The 18732-nt window shown below is 76.3% G+C and carries 20 protein-coding genes; 16 read left to right on the forward strand and 4 right to left on the reverse strand.

Going from position 1 to position 18732, the window contains the following annotated elements; all coding sequences use genetic code 11:
- Position 1 precedes the first annotated feature (1 nt).
- The 6 genes from AC230_RS11455 to AC230_RS32530 are packed head-to-tail and all read left to right on the forward strand — an operon-like array spanning position 2 to position 5855.
- Positions 2-874, forward strand: a complete 873-nt coding sequence (locus AC230_RS11455; RefSeq protein ID WP_049716033.1) for a sulfotransferase domain-containing protein — start codon at positions 2-4, stop codon at positions 872-874.
- A complete protein-coding gene (locus AC230_RS11460) occupies positions 871-1653 on the forward strand; it encodes a class I SAM-dependent methyltransferase (RefSeq protein WP_049716034.1) in 783 nt (260 codons plus the stop codon). Before AC230_RS11455 ends, AC230_RS11460 begins: the two co-directional genes overlap by 4 nt.
- The gene (locus tag AC230_RS11465; protein WP_049716035.1) at positions 1650-3998 is read left to right on the forward strand and encodes a PEP-utilizing enzyme; all 2349 of its coding nucleotides are present in this window, start codon (positions 1650-1652) and stop codon (positions 3996-3998) included. Before AC230_RS11460 ends, AC230_RS11465 begins: the two co-directional genes overlap by 4 nt.
- Positions 3995-4603, forward strand: a complete 609-nt coding sequence (locus tag AC230_RS11470; protein ID WP_049716036.1) for a gamma-glutamyl-gamma-aminobutyrate hydrolase family protein — start codon at positions 3995-3997, stop codon at positions 4601-4603. The genes AC230_RS11465 and AC230_RS11470 overlap by 4 nt, the downstream gene beginning before the upstream one ends.
- A complete protein-coding gene (locus tag AC230_RS11475) occupies positions 4600-5337 on the forward strand; it encodes a phosphocholine cytidylyltransferase family protein (RefSeq protein ID WP_049716037.1) in 738 nt (245 codons plus the stop codon). Before AC230_RS11470 ends, AC230_RS11475 begins: the two co-directional genes overlap by 4 nt.
- Positions 5338-5354: 17 nt before the next feature.
- Positions 5355-5855, forward strand: coding sequence for an adenylyl-sulfate kinase (locus AC230_RS32530; protein WP_049716038.1), 501 nt, complete (start codon positions 5355-5357; stop codon positions 5853-5855).
- A 27-nt stretch (positions 5856-5882) separates the two neighbouring features.
- Here the strand turns inward: AC230_RS32530 and AC230_RS11485 are convergent, their stop codons facing one another.
- Entirely contained in the window at positions 5883-6701 is an 819-nt protein-coding gene (locus tag AC230_RS11485; protein WP_049716039.1) for a PhzF family phenazine biosynthesis protein, read from the reverse strand.
- Positions 6702-6865: 164 nt separating this feature from the next.
- Here AC230_RS11485 and AC230_RS11490 point away from each other — a divergent pair, with 164 nt between their 5' ends.
- The 4 genes from AC230_RS11490 to AC230_RS11505 all read left to right on the forward strand — a co-directional run bounded on the left by AC230_RS11490 (position 6866) and on the right by AC230_RS11505 (position 10655).
- Positions 6866-7450 (forward strand): PadR family transcriptional regulator, encoded by a 585-nt coding sequence (locus tag AC230_RS11490; RefSeq protein ID WP_049716040.1) that lies wholly within the window; start codon positions 6866-6868, stop codon positions 7448-7450.
- 186 nt (positions 7451-7636) lie between these two features.
- Complete coding sequence (locus AC230_RS11495; protein ID WP_049716041.1) at positions 7637-8158, forward strand: Clp protease N-terminal domain-containing protein; 522 nt, start codon at positions 7637-7639, stop codon at positions 8156-8158.
- Between the two features lie 41 nt (positions 8159-8199).
- Entirely contained in the window at positions 8200-9219 is a 1020-nt protein-coding gene (locus AC230_RS11500) for an EamA family transporter (protein WP_049716042.1), read from the forward strand.
- A 239-nt stretch (positions 9220-9458) separates the two neighbouring features.
- Positions 9459-10655 (forward strand): EamA family transporter, encoded by a 1197-nt coding sequence (locus tag AC230_RS11505; RefSeq protein WP_078871166.1) that lies wholly within the window; start codon positions 9459-9461, stop codon positions 10653-10655.
- 257 nt (positions 10656-10912) lie between these two features.
- Here the strand turns inward: AC230_RS11505 and AC230_RS11510 are convergent, their stop codons facing one another.
- Positions 10913-12058 carry a DMT family transporter gene (locus AC230_RS11510; RefSeq protein ID WP_078871189.1) on the reverse strand — a complete coding sequence of 382 codons (1146 nt, stop codon included), beginning with the start codon at positions 12056-12058 and terminating at the stop codon, positions 10913-10915.
- A gap of 88 nt (positions 12059-12146) precedes the next feature.
- On the opposite strand from AC230_RS11510, the gene AC230_RS11515 reads away from it, so the two are divergent.
- The 5 genes from AC230_RS11515 to AC230_RS11535 all read left to right on the forward strand — a co-directional run bounded on the left by AC230_RS11515 (position 12147) and on the right by AC230_RS11535 (position 15903).
- Positions 12147-12971 (forward strand): HipA family kinase, encoded by an 825-nt coding sequence (locus AC230_RS11515; RefSeq protein ID WP_049716043.1) that lies wholly within the window; start codon positions 12147-12149, stop codon positions 12969-12971.
- The gene (locus tag AC230_RS11520; RefSeq protein WP_049716044.1) at positions 12968-13372 is read left to right on the forward strand and encodes a DUF3037 domain-containing protein; all 405 of its coding nucleotides are present in this window, start codon (positions 12968-12970) and stop codon (positions 13370-13372) included. The genes AC230_RS11515 and AC230_RS11520 overlap by 4 nt, the downstream gene beginning before the upstream one ends.
- A gap of 172 nt (positions 13373-13544) precedes the next feature.
- Positions 13545-14306, forward strand: coding sequence for a 3-oxoacyl-ACP reductase FabG (gene fabG / locus AC230_RS11525; protein WP_049716045.1), 762 nt, complete (start codon positions 13545-13547; stop codon positions 14304-14306).
- Between the two features lie 14 nt (positions 14307-14320).
- The gene (locus AC230_RS11530; RefSeq protein WP_049716046.1) at positions 14321-15100 is read left to right on the forward strand and encodes an SDR family oxidoreductase; all 780 of its coding nucleotides are present in this window, start codon (positions 14321-14323) and stop codon (positions 15098-15100) included.
- 116 nt (positions 15101-15216) lie between these two features.
- Entirely contained in the window at positions 15217-15903 is a 687-nt protein-coding gene (locus AC230_RS11535; RefSeq protein WP_049716047.1) for a uracil-DNA glycosylase, read from the forward strand.
- Positions 15904-15908: 5 nt separating this feature from the next.
- Here the strand turns inward: AC230_RS11535 and AC230_RS11540 are convergent, their stop codons facing one another.
- A complete protein-coding gene (locus AC230_RS11540; protein ID WP_049716048.1) occupies positions 15909-16355 on the reverse strand; it encodes a DUF3224 domain-containing protein in 447 nt (148 codons plus the stop codon).
- Positions 16356-16426: 71 nt separating this feature from the next.
- On the opposite strand from AC230_RS11540, the gene AC230_RS11545 reads away from it, so the two are divergent.
- Positions 16427-17401: a helix-turn-helix transcriptional regulator gene (locus tag AC230_RS11545; protein ID WP_049716049.1), complete on the forward strand. Its 975-nt coding sequence runs from the start codon at positions 16427-16429 to the stop codon at positions 17399-17401.
- Here AC230_RS11545 and AC230_RS11550 read toward each other — a convergent pair.
- Positions 17383-18105: a hypothetical protein gene (locus tag AC230_RS11550; protein ID WP_049716050.1), complete on the reverse strand. Its 723-nt coding sequence runs from the start codon at positions 18103-18105 to the stop codon at positions 17383-17385. The genes AC230_RS11545 and AC230_RS11550 overlap by 19 nt on opposite strands.
- Positions 18106-18732: the final 627 nt, after the last annotated feature.

Genomic DNA, 18732 nt, shown 5'->3' on the forward strand with positions numbered 1-18732 from the left:
GATGCACCCGTTCGCCCTGCACCGGTGGAACGCCGCCCGCCTGGGCGGACGGGACGTCGTCGTCGCCGGCTACCCGGCCTCCGGAGCCGCGCTCGTCGGCAACATCCTGACCGAGCTCGGCTTCGGGCACCTCGACCCCTACACCGAGACCGTTCTCCCCGACGGCACCTCGGCCGTCGTCGAGGACCGGATGACCTACCGCCGCCGGCTCGCCGCCACCGCCGCCGAGGACCGGCGGCACGGCGTCCACCGCTCCGCCGACGGCCTCCGGTTCGTCAAGAACCACCTCCACCCGGACGCCTTCGACGCCGGCCGGCTCGCGGGCGCCGTCCTGCTGGTCCGCGACCCCAGGGACGCCATCCACTCCGCGTACCACTGGTTCCGCGGCTTCGCGGAGCGCTGGCGGCTCGGCGACAACGGGCGCGGCACCTTCGCCGCGTTCCTCGACGGCCCCGTCGTCAACGGCGAACCGCCCGTCGAGGGCTGGACCCGCTTCTGCGCCGCCTGGCTCGACGCCCTGCCCGCCTTCCGCCGCTCCGCCGTCGTCCGCTTCGAGGACCTCAAGAGCGACCCGGCGGCGGCGACGGCCGCCCTGCTGCGCGCTCTCGGGCAGGAACGCGCCCCGCGGGAGATCGCCCGCGCCGTGCGCGCCAGTTCGTACGAGGCCATGCGCGCCCACGAGACCGCGGCCATGGCCGAGGACGGGGACCGGGGCGCGGACGGGCCCCGGATCATGCGCCGGGGACAGGTCGGGGAGTGGCGCGAGTGGATCGGCGACCCGGCCCTCGCCGCCCGCTTCCGCGACCCGGACCTCGCGGCCACCGCCGCCCGCTTCGGCTACCGGCTCTCCACCAGTGAAGGGACCGCACCGTGACCACGACCTTCGACTACTCGCCCTACGCGGTGGCCTACCGCGAACGGGCCGAGTACGTGCCCGGCGTCGTCCGCGCCCTGCTGCGGACGGCCGCCGTGCGCCCCGGCGACCTCGTGTGCGACATGGGGGCGGGCTCGGCCCATCTCACCGCCCCGCTCCTGGAACACGGGCTGCGGGTGGACGCGGTCGAACCGACGCCCGCCATGCGGGCGGTGGGGGAGCGGCGCACCGCCGGCGCCCCGGGCGTCACCTGGTACGAGGGGACCGGCGAGGCGTCCGGCCGGCCGGCGGGTCACTACCGGCTCGTCACCTTCGGCTCCTCCTTCGACCGCACGGACCGGCCGGCCGCCCTGCGGGAGACCGCCCGCATCCTGGCGCCCGGCGGCCACTTCGCCTGCCTGTGGAACCACCGCGACCTGGACGACCCGCTCCAGGCCCGCGTCGAGGAGCTCATCCACGAGCGCGTCCCGGGCTACGGCTACGGCGTCCGGCGGACCGACCAGCGGCCCGTCATCGAGGAGAGCGGCCTCTTCGCCCCGCCGGTCGCCCTCTCCGGCCGGCAGGTCTTCCGGCTGCCCGCCGCGGCCTGGGTCCGGGCCTGGGCCTCCCACGCCACGCTCGGCGAACAGGCCGGGCCGCGCTTTGCCGAGGTGTGCGACGCCATCGGCGACCTGGTGCGCCGCGAGACGGGCGAGTGGATCGACGTCCCGTACACCACCCGCGCCTGGACCGCCCGCCGCCTCGACCCGCGCGGCACCGACGCGGACGCGCGGCGATGAGCGGCCCCGCCGTCCGCCTCGGGACCAAGGCCGAGACCCTGGACCGCCTGGCCCCGCTGCTCACCACCGCACGCGTCCTGCCCCGCGCCTCCTTCACCCTCCGGCAGTGGCGGGCGTCCCGCGCGCGCCTCCTCGACGAGGTGCTGGCCCGGCCGTGGGCCGCCGGACCGCTCATCGTCCGCAGCAGCGCGGTCACCGAGGACACCGCCGCGGGATCCCAGGCGGGCCGCTTCCGTTCCCTCCCCGGCCGCCGCGGCCGGGCGGCCGTCGCCGACGCCGTCGACGAGGTCTTCGCCTCCTACGACGCGGAACGCCCCGAGGACCAGGTGCTCGTGCAGCCCGAGCTGACGGGGATCCGGCTCGGCGGCGTGGCCCACTCCCACGACCCCAGCGGCGGCGCGCCCTACACCGTCGTCAACTGGAGCGAGAGCGACCGCAGCGGGGCCGTCACGGGCGGCTCCGAGGACGGCCTGTGGCTCTCCTGCTCCGCCGCCGGGGCGCCGCCCGGCGCCGACCGCCACCCGCTGGTCCCCCGTGTCCGCGCCCTGCTGGCCGAGATCGCCGGACTCACCGGGGAGCCCCGGCTGGACATCGAGTTCGCCGTGGCGGCGGACGGCGACCTGGTCCTCTTCCAGGCCCGGCCCCTGGCCCGGCCCGCCGCGCCGGTGCCCGTCGCGGCCCACCGGGCGGCCGTCGCGGCGGCCGCGGACGCAGTGGACCGCGCCGCACGGGCCGGGGCCCCGCTGCCGGGCACCCGCCCCCTGTTCGGGGTGATGCCCGACTGGAACCCGGCCGAGATGATCGGCCTGCGCCCCCGGCCCCTGGCCCTGTCCCTGTACCGGCTCCTGATCACCGACTCGGTCTGGGCCCGCGCCCGCCACCGCCACGGCTACCGCGACCTGCGCGGCACCCCGCTGCTCGTGGACTTCGCGGGCCTGCCCTACATCGACGTACGGGCCAGCGTCGCCTCCTTCCTCCCCGCCGACCTCCCCGAACCGCTCGCCGCCCGCCTGGCCGGCCACTGGCTCGGCCTGCTCCGGGCCGCGCCCGACCTGCACGACAAGATCGAGTCCCGTGTCGTGCTCTCCGCCCACGGCTTCCGCACCCGGGAACGGCTGGCCGCCCTCGCCCCCGCCGGCTTCGCACCCGGCGAGCGCGCCCTGCTGCGGGAGTCCCTGCGCCGGCTGACGGACCGTCTGGTGAGCGGCCCGCTCCGGGAGGCCGACCCGGCCCGGCTCGGCCGGCCGGACGCGGCCCGCCGGCCCGCCGTCCACGCCGACGGCTGCGCCGCCGACCGCCCCGGCTGCTGCGGGGCCTCCCTCGCCGCCCGCCTGGCCGCCTGCGCGGAGGGCGGGACGCTGCCCTTCGCCGTCCTGGCCCGCGCCGCGTTCGTCGCCACCGAGTTCCTCGACGACCTCGTCGCCGAGGGCGCCCTCACGCCCGCGGACAAGGCCGCGTTCGTCGGCGGCATCGGCCTGGTCGCCGGTGAACTGCGGCACGACTTCCACGCGTTGGAGCGCGAGACGTTCCTCAAGCGCTACGGCCACCTCCGCCCCGGCACCTACGACATCCTCTCGCCCCGCTACGACGAGGCGCCCGAGCGGTACTTCGACTGGGCCGCCCGCCGCCCGGACCCCGCCGAGCGCCCGGTGTTCCGGCCCGGCCCCGCGCTGCTGCGCGCCGTCGACGCCCTGACCGCCCGCGAGGGGTTCTCCTTCGGCGCGGCCCGGCTGCTGGAGTTCATGGCCGAGGCCCTGCGCGGCCGCGAGCACGGCAAGTTCGCCTTCACCTCCGTGCTCAGCGACGTCCTCACCGACCTCCGCGGCCTCGGGGAGCGGCACGGCCTCGACGCCGACGCGATGTCCTACGTGGACCTCCCCACCGTCGCCGCGCTACCCGCCGGCCGCCGTGCCGCCGCCGCGGTCCTCCGGGACGCCGCCGACCGGGGCCGCGCGGCCCACGCCGTCACCCGCTCCCTCTGCCTGCCGCCCCTGGTCACCGACGGGCGGGACGCCTGGAGCTTCGTCGTGCCGCAGGCCCGCCCCACCTTCGTCACCCAGGGCCGGGTGCTGGCCCCCGTCGCCGACATCGACGCCGGTGATCCCCCCGAGGGCGCCATCGCCCTGGTGACCAGCGCCGACCCCGGCTACGACTGGCTCTTCGCCCGCGGCGTCGCCGGCCTGGTCACGGCCTTCGGCGGCGCCAACTCCCACATGGCCACCCGGGCGCTGGAGCTCGGCGTCCCCGCGGTGATCGGCGCCGGAGAACCGCTGTTCCACCGGTGGTCGAAGGCGGCCGCCCTCGACATCGACGCGGCCGCCGGCCTGGTGGCGGTGGTCTCGTGACCCTCGTCGGCGTCACCCAGCGCTCCCTGCCGCCCGACCGGTCCGGCGAGCGCCGCTACGCCCTGGACGCCCGCTGGTTCCCCTTCCTCGCCGCCTGCGGGCTCACCCCCGTCCCCCTCCCCAACGACGCGGACCTCGCCGTGCGCACCGCCTCGGCTGCGGGCCTGCGCGGCGTGCTGCTCACCGGCGGCGACGACCTCGCCGAGTACGGCGGGCCGACGCCCGAGCGCGACGCCGCCGAACTGCGGCTCCTGCGCTGGGCGCTGGACGCCGGCCTGCCGGTGCTCGGCGTGTGCCGGGGCATGCAGGTGATCCTCCGGGCGCACGGTGCCGCACTCGTCCCCGTCGACGGCCACGTGGCCGTCCGGCACACCGTCGTCACCGCGGGCGGCGGACGCCGCGAGGTCAACAGCTACCACCGCATGGCCGCCCGCTCGGTGCCCGCGCCCCTGGAGGCCACCGCCCGCTGCGGGGACGTGATCGAAGCGGTGCGCCACCGGACCGCCCGCGTCGCGGGCGTCATGTGGCACCCCGAGCGGGAACCGGTCCCCCACCCCGAGGACGTCCGCGCCGTGCGCGGCCTGCTGGGCGGCGGCGACCGGTGAAGGCGCTGGTCCTGGCCGCGGGCCGCGGTTCGCGGCTGATGCCCTTCACCGCCGACCGCCCCAAGTGCCTGGTGGAGATCGGCGGGAAGACCCTGCTGCGACGCCACGTCGAGGCCCTCACCGCGGCCGGGGCCGAGGAGGTCGGCGTCGTCGCCGGCTGGCGCGCCGAGGCGTTCGACGGCCTCGGCCCCAGGGTGTTCGTCAACCCCCGCTGGGCCGGCACGTCCATGGTGGAATCCCTCGCCGCGGCCGACCTCTGGCTGCGGGCGGGCCCGGTGCTCGTCGCCTACGGGGACATCGTCTACGCGCCCGCCACGGCCCGCCGGCTCGCGGCCGCCGCGGCCGGGCTCGCCGTCGCCTACGACCCCCACTGGCTCGCCCTGTGGAGCAGCCGCTTCGCCGACCCGCTCGACGACGCCGAGACGTTCGTCCACCGGGACGGCCGCCTCCTCGACATCGGGGGCCGCCCCGGCTCGGCGGCGGAGGTCCAGGGCCAGTACATGGGGCTGCTGCGGATCACCCCGCCGGCCTGGGGGACGATCCGCCGGGCGCGCGCCGCGGACCCGCGCACCGCCGCACTCGACATGACGGGACTGCTCCGGCACCTCGTCCGCCGCAACCTGCTGGACGTCGCCACGGTCGCCGCGGACGGCCCGTGGTGCGAGTTCGACCATCCGTCCGACATCGCCGTCGGCCGCCGGGTGCTGCGCCTGCTCGACGAGGCCGGCGCGTGAGGCCGCCGGGGCCCGGGGTGCTGTGGATCACGGGCCTGTCCGGGGCGGGGAAGAGCACCGTGGCGGGAATCCTGCGGGACAGGCTCGCCGCCGGGGGCGTCCTGCCCGTCCTGCTGGACGGGGACCGGCTGCGGGCGACCCTTCCGGTGCGGCCCGGGCACCGGGAGGAGGACCGCCGCCGCCTCGCCCGCTACTACGGAGCCCTGGCCGGTGAACTGGCGGCCCAGGGACACCTGGTGATCTGCGCGACGGTCTCCCTCTTCCACGAGGCCCACGCCCGCAACCGCCGCCGACTCCCCGGCTACTACGAGGTGTTGCTCCGCGTCCCCCTCGACGACCTGCGCCAGCGCCGCGACCGCGCCTCCCTCTACGGAGCGCCCGACACGCGCGACGTGGTCGGCCTCGGCACGCCGGCCGAATTCCCCCTCGCCCCCGACCTGGTGGTGGACAACTGCGGCGACACGACCGCCGAGGACGCCGCGGAGGCGATCCTGCGGGGGTGGGCGGGGCGGGGGTGAACCCGGCGGGGACGCCGCGCGCGGCGCCTACCCGGCGAGCAGTTCGCCGTCGACGACGGTGACGGCCTTGCCGGTCAGCAGGGTGCGGTCGCCGCGCAGGGCCACCCGTACCAGGCCCCGCCGGGCGCCGCCCTGGAGGCCCGTCAGTTCGGTGCGGCCCAGGCGGGCCGACCAGAACGGGGCGAGGGCGGTGTGGGCGCTGCCGGTGACCGGGTCCTCGTCGATGCCCGCGTTGGGGAAGAAGCCGCGGGAGACGAAGTCGTACCCGCGGGACGGGTCCTCGGCGGGGGCGGTGACGATGACGCCCCGGCGGGACCGTTCGGAGAGGGCCCGCAGGTCGGGGGCGAGGGCGTGGACGGTCTTCTCGTCGGCCAGTTCGACCAGGAGGTCGCCGAGGTGCTCGCCGGTGTCGTGCACGCCGAGCGGCCGGGTGCCGAGGCAGTCGGCCAGCCCCTCCGGGGCGGCGACCGGGGTGAGCGGCGAGGTCGGGAAGTCCAGGGTCACCGAGCCGTCGTCCGCCACCGTCGTGCCCAGGGCCCCGCAGCGGGCGGCGAACCGCACAGGGCCCGACGCGGCCCCCGTCGTGTGCAGCACGTGCGCCGTGGCGAGCGTGGCGTGCCCGCACATGTCCACCTCGGTCGTCGGGGTGAACCAGCGCAGCGCCCAGTCCGCCTCCGCGGCCGGGCCGAGCGGATGGGCGAACGCGGTCTCGGACAGGTTGACCTCGGCGGCGACCCGCTGGAGCCACCCGTCGTCGGGAAAGCCCTCCGGGCCGAAGAGCAGGACCCCCGCGGGGTTGCCGGCGAAGGGGCGGTCGGTGAAGGCGTCGACGATTCGGATGCGCATGGCCCGACCGTAGGCGGGCGGGCGGCGCGGCGTACACGGCCAATGGGGGAGAAGTGGACCGGGCGGGGGGCTTTCCGGCCGCGAGGGAGTCGGGGGCTTGTCGGGCGAGCGTTTCCGATATATCGTCGAAGCATCGTGAACGATCGATGATCGGAGGGAACACCATGTACACCCACCACGAACACGAGCATCACCGCCACCCCGGCCGAGGCTGGGGCGAGCGCGGCGGACGGCGCGCCTTCGGGCCGTTCGGCCCGCCCTTCGGCGGCCCCTTCTTCGGCGGACGCGGGCGCGGCGGCCCGGGCGGCCGCGCCCGCCGCGGCGACGTGCGGGCCTCGATCCTGGCGCTGCTCCGCGACCGGCCGATGCACGGCTACGAGATGATCCGCGAGATCGCCGAGCGCAGCGGCGGCGCCTGGAAGCCCAGCCCGGGATCCGTCTACCCGACCCTCCAGCTCCTGGAGGACGAGGGGCTGATCAGCAGCGCCAGCGAGGGCGGCAAGAAGCTGTTCACGCTGACCGACGAGGGCCGCGCCGAGGCCGAGGCCGGCTCGCCGACCCCCTGGGAGGAGGTCGGCGGCGGCATCGACCTCCAGGCCATGCAGGAGATCCGGCAGGCCGGCTTGGGGCTGATGGAGGCCTTCGGCCAGGTCTGGCGCACCGGCACCCCGGAGCAGAAGGAGGCGGCGCTCGCCGTCATCAACGAGTCCCGCAAGAAGCTCTACCTGATCCTCGCCGAGGAGGGGTGAGCCCGAGGAGGACGAGGTCTTGCCGAGGAGGGTGAGTTCTTTCGAGGGGGGCGCGACCCGGAGAGGCCGCGTCCCCGTCTCCTCCTCAAGGAGGAGCACGCGGCCGTACGCGCCCACCTCCCGTCGGACGCGCGAATGCTTCCCTTCGGGGATGCCGTGACGGCCCACGACTGATGGGGTGGGAGGGTGCACAGCCGGACCCCCGACCCCAGCGCCCCCGGCGGGAGACCGCTGACCGCGGAGCTGACGGCGGCGGTCGCCGGTGCCCGCAGACGCGCACAGCGCGACGGCGACCGGCAGATCGACACCGCCCACCTCCTGCACTCCCTCCTGGAGGCCGACGCCGACGCCCGCCGCGCCCTGCCCGGCGGGCCGCCCCAGGTCGCCCGGCTGCTCGGCTACCTCGTCCAGCGCTCCATCGGCTACGGACTGCGCTGGTCCGCCACGGTCGAGGACTCCCAGGCGCTGCCCCGGCCCCCCGCCGGCGGGGCGCCCGGCTGGTCGCCCGCCGCCGCCACCGCCATGGCCGCGGCCGCCACGCGGGCCGGCGCCCGCGGAGCCCGCCGCGTCCACGGCACCGACCTGCTCGCGGCCCTCGCCCACGACCCCCGCTGCCGCGCGGTCGACGTGCTGCGGCGGGCCGGGGTGGACCTGATGGCCCTCGACGCCCGGCTGCACCCGGAGGTCCGCCAGGCGCGAAGTGGCTGACACTCCTGACAGGGCCCGCGCGGCCTTGGCATGATGCAGCGATGCAGACGTCTCAGGGGAGGGGCGTGGGGCTGGGGCTCGCCCTCGTCTCCGCGCTCGCGTTCGGCGGATCGGGAGTCGCGGCCAAGCCGCTCATCGAGGCGGGCCTGGACCCGCTGCACGTGGTCTGGCTGCGGGCGGCAGGCGCCGCCCTCGTCCTGCTGCCCGTCGCCTGGCGGCACCGCGCCCTGGTCCGCCGCCGCCCCGCCCTGCTCGCCGGCTTCGGGCTGCTGGGCGTCGCGGGCGTCCAGGCCTGCTACTTCGCGGCCATCTCCCGGATCCCCGTCGGCGTCGCCCTGCTCGTCGAATACCTCGGGCCCGCGCTGCTGCTGGGCTGGGTCCGGTTCGTCCAGCGGCGGCCGGTGAGCCGGGCGGCCGCCGCCGGGGTGGTGCTCGCCGTCGGCGGGCTCGCCTGCGTCGTCGAGGTGTGGTCCGGCCTGCGCTTCGATGTCCTCGGCCTGATCATCGCGCTGGGCGCGGCCTGCTGCCAGGCCGGCTACTTCGTCCTGGCCGACCACGGCGCCGACGGGGCCGCCGCCGGTGACGGCGCCGGTGGACGGGCCGGTGCCGCGGACCCGGTGGGCGTCACCGCCCACGGGCTGCTCGTCGGCGCCCTCGTCCTCACCGCCGTCGCCCGGCCCTGGACCATGGACTGGCAATTCCTCGCCCACAGCGCCCGGTTGGGCGGCACCGGCGTGCCCGCCGGACTGCTGCTCGCCTGGCTCGTACTGATCGCCACCGTCGCCGCCTACCTCACCGGCGTGGTCTCCGTGCGCCGGCTCTCCTCCCAAGTCGCCTGCGTCGTCGCCTTCCTGGAGGCGGTCGTGGCCGTCGTCCTGGCCTGGGCGCTGCTCGGCGAGGGCCTCTCGGCACCGCAGGCGGCCGGCGGCGTCCTGGTGCTCGCCGGCGCCTTCATCGCCCAGACGTCCGCGCCCCGGCACGCCCGCCCCGGACCCGTCGCGCGCGGGGAGGGGACGGCGGACGCCGAACGGGAGTTGTCCGACGGCCCGCTGCGGACGTAGGGTGCCGATCATGCCGACGACCGCTGTTCTTCCGCCTCCCGCCGCCGCGTAGCGCGGGCGGCCGCCGCTCCAGGCTCCGACTTCCGGCTCCGGACCCGACTCCCGGCTTCCGGTGCCCGGTTTCCGGTTCCCGAGGGAGACCCTCCCCGGTGGACGCGTCCTGACGCGCCCCGGGGCGATCGCCGCTGCCCGCACAGAGGACCACGCGATCCCTTCACGTCTTCCGCGGGAGAACAGTCATGTCCGACTCCACCCTCGCGCCGTCCCGCCCCAGGCGGGACGAGCCCGGCAACTCCGCCGCGTCCACGGCCCCTTCGGCCCTCCGCGGCCTGCTCTACCTCACCTTCACCGCCCTCTCCTGGGGCACCACGGGCGCCACCGCCACCCTTGCCCTCGCCGCCAGCGGCCTCGGGCCCATGGCGCTCACCTTCTGGCGCGGCGCGGGCGGCTTCGCGCTGCTGCTCGCCGTGCGGTACCTCGCGCCCTCCCACCGGACGGCCCGCCGCCGCGGGCGCGCCACCGGCCCGCTGCGCCGGCGGATCGTGCCCGCCCTCGTCAACGGCCTCGGCCTGACCGTCTTCAACGCCGCCTTCTTCGCCGCCGTCGAGGCCACCGGCACCGCCGTCGGCACGGTCGTCACCCTCGGGGCCGCGCCCGTGCTGGCGGCGGCCGGCGGGCGGCTGCTCCTGGGCGAACGCCTCGGCACCGGCGGCCGGCTGTCCGTCGCCGGGGCGGTCACCGGGCTGGCCGTCCTCGTCCTCGGCGCCGACGGCACCGGCACGGTGCGCCCGGCGGGGGTGGCGCTCGCGCTGCTCTCGGGGGCGGGGTACGCCCTGTTCACCGTCTACACCCGGTACCTCGGCCGGACGGGCCGGGCCACGGACCCGTTCGCCACGACGCTGACCTCCTTCGGCATCTGCACGGTGGCCCTCCTCCCGCTCGCCGCCGCGGAGGGCCTCGTGCCGCGCACTCACGAACTCGGCCTCACCCTGGGCCTGATGACCTACCTCGTCACCGTGCCGACGGCACTGGCCTACGCCCTCTTCTTCACCGCCCTCCAGTCGGTGCGGGCCACCACCGCCACGGTGATCACCCTCCTCGAACCCGTCACCGCCGCGGTCATCGCCGTGACCCTGCTCGGCGAACGCCTCACCGCCGCCACGGTGACCGGCACGGCCGTCCTCATGTCGTCGGTGGCCGCCCTGGCACTGGCGGAGGCGCGCGGCGGGACGCGGGCGGAGGGGGCCGGCGGGGAGCCGACGACGTCGGCCGTCGGGCTCGCGGAGGTCGCGGGGGCCGCACGGGCGGTTGGGGCTGTGGGGGATGCCGGGGTCGCCGGGGCCGCCGGAGCCGCCGGGCGGGGTGCCGACTGCCCGGCGTCGGCCGCGGCGGAGCCCGCGCCGGCCGGCGAACGGCCGGTGGACGAACGGCTGTAGCCGGGCAGCCGGGCGGCGACGGCCGGTCGGCTGGTGCTGAGACCGCCCGCACCGGTGCCGGGAGCGAGTTCGTTCGCCGGGGCGGGGCGGTGCCGCCCATGGTGGCTACCGGGGCCGGGCGCGGCCCCGAGCGCGGAAGGGCGGAAGGGCGGAAGGGGGGGGGCGTTCTTCCTGGGTTTCCTCGGCCACTGGGCCTGGGGACGGGAGCCGGCGGTCCCATCACCCTGGGCCCGCCCGGGCCCGTCGCGGCAAGCGCCCTAGGCCGGCGAGCCGCCGGCAGGGGCACCGCCGTCCGGCGAACCGCCGACTGACGTGCAGCGGACTGCCACGCCGTCCACGGCCACGCCGCCAACAGGCGCGCGGCCAACAGGCGCGCGGCCGGCCGTCGTGGCACCGGCCGTCACGGCGCCAGCCCCCGAACCCCCGGCCCCGCCCCGCACCAGGCCGCCGCGGGGCCGCCCCGCGCGGGGTGTGCGGGTCTGGGTGAGGGCCGCCCCGGCCAGGACGACGGCCGCGCCCACCGGCGTGTTCCAGCTGAGGTGTTCGCCCAGGAGGGCCGCGCCGGCCGCGGTGGCGACGACCGGGATGAAGTAGGTGCTCAACGCGGCCGTCGTGGGGCCGACCTCGGCGACCAGGCCGTACTGGACGAGCATGGCGAGGCCGGTGCCGAGCGCGCCCAGCGCGGCGATCGCGAGCACCGGCACGAGGTGGAAGGAGGACGGCAGCGGCGCCGCCAGCGGTGCCACCACCGCCAGTTGGAGGGTGCCGACCAGCAACTGCCCGGTGCTCAGCGACAGATGGGACTCACCCGTGCCCGAGAGCGTGCGCTTCACATAGATCCAGCCGACCGCGTAACTGGCGGAGGCGGTCAGCGCCATCGCGGTGCCCCACGGGTCCTGCCCGGAGAACCCCTTCCATGCGCCGAGCACGATGAGCACCCCGGCGAAGCCCAGGACGAGCCCGGCGAACCGGCGCCGGGTCGGGCGGTCCTCGGAGAGCGCCACGAGCGAGAGCACCATCCCCCACAGCGGGGTGGTGGCGTTGCAGATGCCCGCCAGTGAGGAGGGGATCGTCAGCTCGGAGTAGGCGAACAGGGAGAAGGGCAGGGCGTTGAGGAGGAAGGCCGCGACCGTCAGATGCGCCCAGGTGCGCCCGGTCCGCGGCAGCCGCTCCCGCCGCAGGAGCAGCACCAGGGCGAGCACCGCCGTGCCGAAGAGCATGCGGCCGAAGGAGACGAAGAGCGGCGCGTAGCCGTCCGTCCCGAGCCGCATGAACAGGAAGCTGAAGCCCCAGACGAGGGCGAGTGCGCCGAAGCGGACACGCCAGTCAAGAGCAGGGACGTGCGGGGAAGAAGGGGAAGAGGTGGCTGGCGGGGTGGAGGAGCGGGGGGTGGCGGTGGTCATGAGCACACAAGATGGCGTGTTCATGCCGTTAGGACAAGTAAATAACGGCCGGCGCCGGCCACGCGGCAGCGCACAGTAACCTGGGGCGATGCTCCCCGAAGTCACCGCCACCCGCTACGTCACGCCCTTGCGTGAGGGCGGCTCGCTGCCGGGCATCGTCGAGGCCGACGATCTCGGGACGTACGTCATGAAGTTCACCGGGGCCGGGCAGGGCCGCAAGAGCCTCGTCGCCGAGGTGATCAGCGGCCGGCTGGCCCGGGCGCTCGGCCTGCGCGTCCCGGATCTGGTGGGCATCCGGCTCGACCCGGTCATCGGCCGGGCCGAGTCGGACCCGGAGGTGCAGGGGCTGCTCAAGGCCAGCGGCGGGCTCAACCTCGGCATGGACTACCTCCCCGGCGCCCTCGGCTTCGACCCGCTCGCCTTCGAGACGGACGCCGCCGAGGCGGGGCGCGTGGTGTGGTTCGACGCGCTGGTGGGCAACGTGGACCGCTCCTGGCGCAACCCCAACCTCCTGGTGTGGCACGGCGCCCTGTGGCTCATCGACCACGGGGCGACGATGATCTGGCACCACAACTGGCCGTCCGCGCCGGCCGCCGCCGCCAAACCGTACGACGCCTCGGACCACGTCCTCGCGACCTTCTCCCCGGACCTCGCCGGGGCCGCCGCCGAGCTGGCTCCCCGGGTCACCGAGGAGCTGCTGACCGAGGTCGTCGCGGACGTCCCGGACGAATGGCTGGACGGGGAGCCCGGATTCGACGGCCCGGACGCCGTGCGCCGGGCCTACGTCGAGGTGCTGCGGGACCGCGCCGCCGGCGTCGGCGACCGGATCACCGTCGGCGAACGCAGCGCGGACAAGCCCTCGCAGGCGCCCGAGTGGGTGCGGGTCAGGTTGGACAGGAAGGCCGGCAAGTGACGGATCACGGCAAGGACCCCAAGGAGCGGGCCGTCTTCGAGTACGCGCTGCTGCGCGTCGTGCCCCGGGTCGAGCGCGGCGAGCAGATCAACGCCGGCGTCGTCGTCTACTGCCAGGCCGAGTCCTTCGTGGAGGCCCGGGTCCACCTGGACGAGCGCCGGCTGCTGGCCCTCGACCCGGCGGCGGACGTGGCGGGCGTCCGCGCCGCGCTGCGCGCCGTCGAAGGGGTCTGCGCCGGCGGGGAGCGCGCCGGCCAGGCCGCGTGCGACGACGCGGGACGGCGTTTCCGCTGGCTGATCGCGCCGCGCAGCACCGTCGTCCAGCCGGGCCCGGTGCACACCGGGCTGACCACCGACCCCCGGGCGGAGCCGGAGCGGCTGCTCGACCTGCTGGTCAGGTGAGACGCCGGGGAGTACGGGGGCGTTGACAGCGGGTGGGCGGGCTTCTAGCGTCTGATCGGCCGAAGCTACTGAGCGGTTGCTCACCCGCGGTTCTCCGTGGTCCCCGGGGCCCGTCCCCGCCGTCCGCGCCACTGCCCGGCGGGGAGCGCCCCCCGAGGTGAGGAGACACGGCATGTCCACCAGCGAGCGACGGGTGGCCGTCGTCACCGGAGCGGCCCGCGGCATCGGCGCCGCGACCGCCCTGCGTCTGGCCCGGGACGGCCACGCGGTCGCCGTCCTCGACCTCGACGAGGCGGCCTGCGCCGGCACCGTGGAGCGGATCACCGGCGCCGGCGGCACCGCCCTCGCCGTCGGCTGCGACGTCGCCGACACCGACCGGGTGACCGCGGCCGTCGAGCGGGTGACCGCCGAACTCGGCGCCCCCGCCGTACTGGTGAACAACGCCGGCGTGCTCCGCGACAACCTGCTGTTCAAGATGAGCGACAGCGACTGGGACACCGTCATGAACGTGCACCTGCGCGGCGCGTTCCTGATGGCGCGCGCCTGCCAGAAGCACATGGTCGACGCCGGCTGGGGCCGCATCGTCAACCTCTCCAGCAGCTCCGCCCTCGGCAACCGCGGCCAGGCCAACTACTCGGCCGCCAAGGCCGGTCTGCAGGGCTTCACCAAGACCCTCGCCAAGGAACTCGGCAAGTTCGGCATCACCGTCAACGCCGTCGCCCCCGGCTTCATCGCCACCGACATGACCGCCGCCACCGCGGCACGCGTCGGCGTCGGCTTCGAGGACCTCCAGGCCGCCGCCGCCAAGGAGATCCCGGTCGGCCGGGTCGGCCGGCCCGAGGACGTCGCCGAGGCCATCGCCTTCTTCGCCGGGGAGAACGCCGGGTTCGTCTCCGGCCAGGTGCTGTACGTGGCCGGCGGGCCGCTCGACTGAACGGGAGCAGCAGCATGACCGCACAGGAGCGGGAGCGCGCACAGGAGCCGGCCGGCACCGGCCGGGTCGCCCTGGTCACCGGGGCGAGCCGGGGCATCGGCCACGCCGTCGCCGCGGCCCTCGTCGCCCGCGGCGACCGCGTCGTCATCACCGGCCGCAACGAGGAGGCGCTCAAGGACGCCGTGGAGGCGCTCGGCGCCGACCGGGCGCTGGGCGTGCCCGGCAAGGCCCACGACGAGGCCCACCAGGCCGCCGCCGTCGAGGCGGCGATGGAACGCTTCGGCCGCATCGACTACCTCGTCAACAACGCCGGGACGAACCCGGTGTTCGGCCCCATCACCGACACCGACCTCGGCGTCGCCCGCAAGGTCTTCGAGACCAACGTCGTCTCCGCGCTCGGCTTCGCCCAGCGCACCTGGCACGCCTGGCAGCAGGAGCACGGCGGGGCGATCGTCAACATCACCTCCGTCGCCGGCCTCGCCGCCTCGCCCTTCGTCGGCGCCTACGGCATGAGCAAGGCCGCCATGGCCAACCTCACGCTTCAACTCGCGCACGAGATGGCCCCGAAGGTGCGCGTCAACTCCCTGGCGCCCGCCGTCGTGAAGACGAGGTTCGCCGCCGCCCTCTACGAGGGACGCGAGGCGGAGGCCGTGGCGTCGTACCCGCTGGGCCGCCTGGGCGTGCCCGAGGACGTGGCCGGGGCGGCCGTGTTCCTGCTCTCGGACGCCGCCGGGTGGATCACCGGGCAGACGCTCGTCCTGGACGGGGGACTGTTCCTGAACGCCGGGATCTGAGCGCCGGGGACCGCCACGGACCGCAGGGGACGCCGGGACCGTCCGGGACGCCGGGGCCGTTGTCAGTGGGCCCCGGTATGTTCTCAGCGAGTTCAAGAACGACCCCGGAGGTTGTGGTGACGGTCACCGACGTGCTGCCCGAGTCCTGGCGCGCAGTCCTCGGCGAGGAGCTGGAGAAGCCCTACTTCAAGGCGCTGACCGAATTCGTCGAGGAGGAGCGGACGAAGGCCCCGGTGTACCCGCCGCGCGGCGAGGTCTTCGCCGCGCTGGAGGCCACCCCCTACGAGCGGGTCAAGGTCCTCGTCCTCGGCCAGGACCCCTACCACGGCGCGGGCCAGGGCCACGGCCTGTGCTTCTCGGTCCGCCCCGGGGTCAGGACGCCGCCCTCGCTGCGCAACATCTACAAGGAGATGCGCGAGGAGCTGGGCTACGACATCCCCGACAACGGCTACCTGCTGCCCTGGGCCCGGCAGGGCGTCCTCCTGCTGAACGCGGTGCTGACGGTCCGCGGCGGCGAGCCCAACTCCCACAAGGGCAAGGGCTGGGAGAAGTTCACCGACGCGGTCATCCGCGCCGTCGTCGCCCGGCCCGACCCGGCCGTCTTCGTCCTCTGGGGCAACTACGCCCAGAAGAAGCTGCCGTTGATCGACCAGTCGCGGCACGCCGTCGTCAAGGGCGCCCACCCGTCGCCGCTGTCGGCCAAGCGCTTCTTCGGCAGCCGCCCCTTCACCCAGATCAACGAGGCGATCCTGGCCCAGGGCCACGAGCCGATCGACTGGCGCATCCCGGACCTGGAGGTCTGAGCGGCTCAGCCCGCGGCGGGCCCGGGCAGGGTGTGGTCGAAGCGGTAGGGCACGGCCTCGACGCCGTGCTCCGCCGTGAACGTGCCGCTGCCCGTCAGCCCGGCGAGCGCGCCGCCGCCCGAGCCCTCCATGACCTCGAACGAGCCCTGCACCGTGCCGCGTTCGTCGAAGGTGCCGCTCTCGCGCACCACGAACGAGCCGCGCCGGCCGCCCACGGCTCCCTCGAACTGCTGGTGCCCGGTGAACGTGCCCGTGCCGTCCGGGCGGTAGACGATGGTGTACGCGCAGTGGGTGCCGGCGGCTTCGACGGCACCGGTGAAGGTGTTGCGGACCGAGGCGCGCGCCAGGCGCGTCCCGTCCGCGGTGCGGGAGAGCTCCTCCTCGTCCCAGCCGTCGTAGGTGAAGGTGCCGGTGACGGTGGTGTCCGTGGTGTTGGTGGCGTTTGTGGTCATGCGGACGATCCTGCCGCCCGTACCTGACACCTTCTGTCAGGTACGGGCGGGGAATCCGGAACAATGCCGGGGTGCGCGCCGACCGTCTGCTGTCCCTGCTCCTCCTGCTCCAGAACCGGGGGCGCATGACGGCCCCCGAACTCGCCGCCGAGCTGGAGGTCTCCGTCCGCACGGTCTACCGGGACGTCGAGGCGCTCGGCGCCGCCGGCGTCCCCGTCCGCGCGGACCGCGGGCCCGACGGCGGCTACTCGTTGCTCGACGGCTACCGCACCCGGCTCACCGGGCTCACGGAGGACGAGGCCGGCTCCCTCGCCCTGGCCACCGTGCCCGGTGCCGCCGCCGAACTGGGGCTCGGCGCCGATCTCGCGGCCGCGCGGCTGAAGCTGGAGGCCGCCCTTCCCGCCGGGCTCGGCGACCGGGCCCGCCGGGTCGGCGAGCGCTTCCACCTCGACGCCGACGGGTGGTTCCGCGACCCGGAGCCCGTGCCGCACCTGCCGGCCGTCGCCGACGGCGTCTGGCGGCAGCGGCTGCTGCGCGTGCACTACCGGCGGTGGAAGGGCGAAGTGCGCCGCGACCTGGAGCCGTGGGGGCTCGTCCTCAAGAGCGGCATCTGGTACCTCGTGGCCCGGTGCGACGGGGACGTCCGTACGTACCGGGTCGGGCGGATCCTCGCCGCCGAGGTGCTGCCCGAACGCTTCGAGCGGCCCGCCGGGTTCGACCTCGCCGGCCACTGGGAGCGGTCCGCGCGGCGGCTGGAGGACGCGCGCCTGCGGGGTGAGGCGCTGCTGCGGCTGAGTCCGGCGGGACTCGCCCTGCTGCCCGTCAAGTTCGGGGCCGCCGGGCGGCGCGCGGCGGAGGGCGCGGGCGCGCCCGACGCGGAGGGGTGGGTGACGGTGACCCTCCCCGTCGAGGCGCTGAAGGTCGCCGCGCACGACGTGCTGGGGCTCGGGGCGGAGGCGGAGGTCCTGGGGCCGGAGGAGCTGCGGGCCGCCGTCGCGGAGATCGTCTCCGCGCTCGCCGCCCGCTATCAACCCCCGTACACCTGACGGCAGATGCGCGCCGCGTCGCTCCCCGGCTGCCACCGGCCGTAGCGCTCGCCCATCGCACACGTGCCGGAGCGCGCCGGCGGCGGCTGCGGCGCGGGGTGCGCCGGCTCCCCGGAGGACGGGGACGAGCGGTGCGGCGGGGGCGGCTGCGGTGCCGGAGGGGGCGGGGGTGCGGGGGCCTCCCGGGGTGGTGGGGGCGCTTCCGGGTGGTGGAGGTCCGGGGTGTGGGGGGCCTCGTCGTGGCGCGGGGTGGTGAAGTCCCTTGCTCTGGCCGGGCGGGAGGGGCCCGGGGGCGTGCGCGGGGGGTCGCCGCCAGGGTCCGTCGAGGCGTCCCGGGCGGGGGCTTCGGTGTCCTCGTCCTCCCGCCGCCCTTCCCCGGAGGGGGTGTCGCCGGCTGGGCCGGGGGAGGGGCTCGTCGCGGCCTCCGGGAGGGGGTGGCTGCCGGATCCGGCGCCCTGCCTTTTCTCCCCGTCCGTCCCGACCGTCCCGTCCGTCCCGACCGTCCCGTCCGTTCCGGTGTCGGCCAGGGACTCGCGGTCCCGTCCGGGGAGGATCGCGCGCTGGTCCGCGGCGGGGTGGGAGGCCGGGGAGCGGGGCGGGTGCGGTGACAGCGAGACGCAGCCCGTGACCATGACCATGGCCATGGCCGGGGCCGTCAGGGTGAGGACGGTGGCGAGGGTGGCGGCGGCGGGGAGGCGGCGCATCTGTCCAACGCTGCGGGCCTGCTCGGGAGTTGGGAACTCCCCGCAGGGGTGGTGGTGGGGTGGGGTCCGTGGGGGCGCGCCCTGTCGTGCGTCGTTGCGCCGTGGGCGCCGGGTTCCGCCCCCGCCCGCCCTTTCACCGTTTCCCAGGGGATCCGCCCCCCGAACCGCGCTCCGCACGGACGGGCGGGGGCTGCGCCCCCTGCGCCCCCTGCGCCCCCTGCACCCCCGAAACCGCTCCGCGCTCCGCGCGGTTCGCGGTTGTCCTCAAGCGCCGGACGGGCTGAATCAGCCCGTCCGGCGCTTGAGGACAGCGCGGCGCAGCCCCGGTTGCGCGACTCCGGGACGCAGGGGCCCCGGCCCCGGCTCCGGCCCCGGCTCCGGCCCCGGCTCCGGAGCGGGGCGCAGGGGGCGCAGCCCCCGCCAGGGCGCAGGGGCGGAGCCCCGCCCCACCGCGCGGAGCGCGGTTCCCGAGGCCGGGGGCCCGCCCACCGCGCGGTGCCCTCCCGCGAGGCCGGGGCGAAGGCCCCAGTCCGCTGCGCGGAGCACGGTCCCCGAGGCGCAGGGCACAGTCCAACCCACTCGCGCCGGCGTGGTCCAGGGGCGCAGGGGGCTCCGCCCCCGCCCACC

The sequence above is a fragment of the Streptomyces caatingaensis genome (genome assembly GCF_001187435.1).
In the GTDB taxonomy this organism is placed as follows: domain Bacteria; phylum Actinomycetota; class Actinomycetes; order Streptomycetales; family Streptomycetaceae; genus Streptomyces; species Streptomyces caatingaensis.

Excerpts from the sequence above, each read along its gene's own strand:
- AC230_RS11455 (WP_049716033.1), top strand. The coding sequence starts at position 2 with ATGCACCCGTTCGCCCTGCACCGGTGGAACGCCGCCCGCCTGGGCGGA.
- AC230_RS11465 (WP_049716035.1), top strand. The coding sequence starts at position 1,650 with ATGAGCGGCCCCGCCGTCCGCCTCGGGACCAAGGCCGAGACCCTGGAC.
- AC230_RS11485 (WP_049716039.1), bottom strand. The coding sequence starts at position 6,701 with ATGCGCATCCGAATCGTCGACGCCTTCACCGACCGCCCCTTCGCCGGC.
- AC230_RS11490 (WP_049716040.1), top strand. The coding sequence starts at position 6,866 with ATGTACACCCACCACGAACACGAGCATCACCGCCACCCCGGCCGAGGC.
- AC230_RS11500 (WP_049716042.1), top strand. The coding sequence starts at position 8,200 with ATGCAGACGTCTCAGGGGAGGGGCGTGGGGCTGGGGCTCGCCCTCGTC.
- AC230_RS11505 (WP_078871166.1), top strand. The coding sequence starts at position 9,459 with ATGTCCGACTCCACCCTCGCGCCGTCCCGCCCCAGGCGGGACGAGCCC.
- AC230_RS11510 (WP_078871189.1), bottom strand. The coding sequence starts at position 12,058 with ATGACCACCGCCACCCCCCGCTCCTCCACCCCGCCAGCCACCTCTTCC.
- AC230_RS11515 (WP_049716043.1), top strand. The coding sequence starts at position 12,147 with ATGCTCCCCGAAGTCACCGCCACCCGCTACGTCACGCCCTTGCGTGAG.
- fabG (WP_049716045.1), top strand. The coding sequence starts at position 13,545 with ATGTCCACCAGCGAGCGACGGGTGGCCGTCGTCACCGGAGCGGCCCGC.
- AC230_RS11530 (WP_049716046.1), top strand. The coding sequence starts at position 14,321 with ATGACCGCACAGGAGCGGGAGCGCGCACAGGAGCCGGCCGGCACCGGC.
- AC230_RS11540 (WP_049716048.1), bottom strand. The coding sequence starts at position 16,355 with ATGACCACAAACGCCACCAACACCACGGACACCACCGTCACCGGCACC.
- AC230_RS11550 (WP_049716050.1), bottom strand. The coding sequence starts at position 18,105 with ATGCGCCGCCTCCCCGCCGCCGCCACCCTCGCCACCGTCCTCACCCTG.